We start from the raw sequence: 2,074 nt of genomic DNA on the forward strand, positions 1-2,074 counted from the left end.
ATAGCAAGCATCGCTTCTTTTTATTGTTGATTATTTGATAATAAATACTCTAAACCTGCTTTCATTTGAAGAAGTTCCGCCTCACTTTTCGGTGTTAACTCCACTTCGCCACCCTCATTAAAACTTAATTGAAATTGGGGGAGAGCAGAGCTATCAGTTTTTACATTATGTGCCAATAACTTTACATTTTTAAGACCTATATTTCCGTTTTCAGGAAAATAAGCCTCGCTAAATTCTGCGTTGGTAACAGATAAACTTAAATTCTGAAAAAGAATTTTATCGTTAGAGGTCATTCTAGTTGTCATTATACCCTTTGAAGTTTTAACCATTTTTTTAATGACTAAATCCTTACATGTAAGATTATCAAAAGTTAAATTAAGCATGGACCGACTCTTTTCTATCGAGGTATTTCCGACAGACATAACAGGAGTTTGAAGGGTTCCCTCCATTTGACTGGCTTCAATAATAAAACCAACCACTGATGGATTACTTGCATAACTATCTTTAGTCACAAAGAGAAGTGCACTTAATGTAGTAATCAATATAATTATTATCTTATAAGTACTGTTTCTATGTTTCAAAGCCATCACCATTTCTGCGAATGCTACAAATTTTAATCTGGTAAAATGTCTTTTCCAGATGCCACTTCTTTTTCAGTAATAGGGTCAAGGTGTGATTGTGTTTTTGAATCACTATCTGCCATTTCAGGTTTCCATGCAATTAACATAGCTCCACCAATGATTCCAAGAATGGTTCCAATAAGAAAACCGCCTAATGCTCCCATGATCGACAAGACAGAAGCAAAAATAGCTAAAACACCAAGCAGAGTGGAGAGTCTTGGCATTATATAGGATAAAATTCCCATTAACAACGTAAGGCCACCTAAAAAGAAGCCAACAAATAAAATACTTCCAGGGGCTGCAGCAACTTCATATAGCTTTGCAGGTACCCATAAGATGATTAGTCCAGAAAGGATAGACAAGGTCGCCCCCCAAAAGGGACGCCTTGCTCTCCAATTCTTAAACCTCTCACGTTTTGAATAAGTAGAGTTCATTTTTATCATCCTTACTCAATTTTCTATGATGAAGTTAGTTTAGTTTTTCGAAGTAAACCTTCATTCCAGGGAGACTTACTGTTTTTTGGAAAAGGTATAATGTTTGAAGATTACCGTTTTCAATTGTAATGGTATTAGCACTTTGTGTGAATTCTTTAGCGAGTGCTTCCATTCTTTGTTTTGGGTCAGTTAAATCATAATCTCCGATATAATTTTCGGCCATTGTGAGGTTTTCAAACGTAGCATCACCATTTACCATGGTAGCTTTTTGAAGGAGTCCATTAATGACAACTGGTTTATCAGAAGAAATAACAACCCGGATACCAAGTGCTGGGATCGCTTTGGAAATTTCTAATCCGGTTATGGTTGCTTTGTCAATTGCGTTGACTGCAACAGGATTATTTTTTGTTGTTGCACCATCAGCAACCCCACCGTATAGTTGGAAATTTTCCCCAACCATTTTGTCGAACTTGACAGTAAATTCACCAAAGCCACTTAATGGTGCTGCTACAGCCACACCGGTAATACCGAAAATTGCTAACAAGGAACCTAAAAATAAAAATCCACCCAAAAGTGCAAGAACTAATTTCTTTTTAACCGTTTGCCCTCCAATAATGACTGCTTCTGCTCCTAAATTCATTCTCATTCCTCCTTTATAATTGTTTTGAAAGGTAAGTATTTAAAAATGTAAATGCTTACACTACTCGTCACAATTTTAAGATAAGTTAGTAAATTAAGAAATCCCTACATTTGTAGGAAGTTTAACCTACTTCATTACAAAAGAAATAAGAATATCATCCTGCAAAATAGAGAAATTCATAGAATAATAGCAGGAATTTTGGCGTGATTCGATGAATTATGTATAGATACAATCTATGATATTATTACTAGGCTGTGTTAAAGAACAGTGTTGATTTTTACATCCTGTTGATTGGAGCGGAAGGCACGAAGACTCCTGTGGGAGTATGATTCAGGGGAGACCCCGCAGGCGCAAGCGCCGAGGAGGCTCGCCGAAACACC

Annotated in this window: 3 protein-coding genes; all 3 read right to left on the reverse strand. The window is 36.5% G+C overall.

Annotated features, from left to right (window positions below; all coding sequences use genetic code 11):
• Positions 1-20: 20 nt before the first annotated feature.
• A complete protein-coding gene (locus ABES03_RS24460; protein ID WP_430121618.1) occupies positions 21-581 on the reverse strand; it encodes a hypothetical protein in 561 nt (186 codons plus the stop codon).
• Positions 582-613: 32 nt separating this feature from the next.
• The gene (locus ABES03_RS24465; RefSeq protein ID WP_430121620.1) at positions 614-982 is read right to left on the reverse strand and encodes a DUF6114 domain-containing protein; all 369 of its coding nucleotides are present in this window, start codon (positions 980-982) and stop codon (positions 614-616) included.
• 106 nt (positions 983-1,088) lie between these two features.
• Complete coding sequence (locus tag ABES03_RS24470; RefSeq protein WP_430121622.1) at positions 1,089-1,694, reverse strand: DUF6230 family protein; 606 nt, start codon at positions 1,692-1,694, stop codon at positions 1,089-1,091.
• Positions 1,695-2,074 lie beyond the last annotated feature (380 nt).

Origin of the sequence: Neobacillus rhizosphaerae (assembly GCF_050477885.1) — a bacterium.
Taxonomy (GTDB): Bacteria; Bacillota; Bacilli; order Bacillales; family Cytobacillaceae; genus Neobacillus; species Neobacillus rhizosphaerae_A.

Coding starts and splice junctions, on each gene's coding strand:
- ABES03_RS24470 (WP_430121622.1), bottom strand. CDS start 1,694: ATGAATTTAGGAGCAGAAGCAGTCATTATTGGAGGGCAAACGGTTAAA.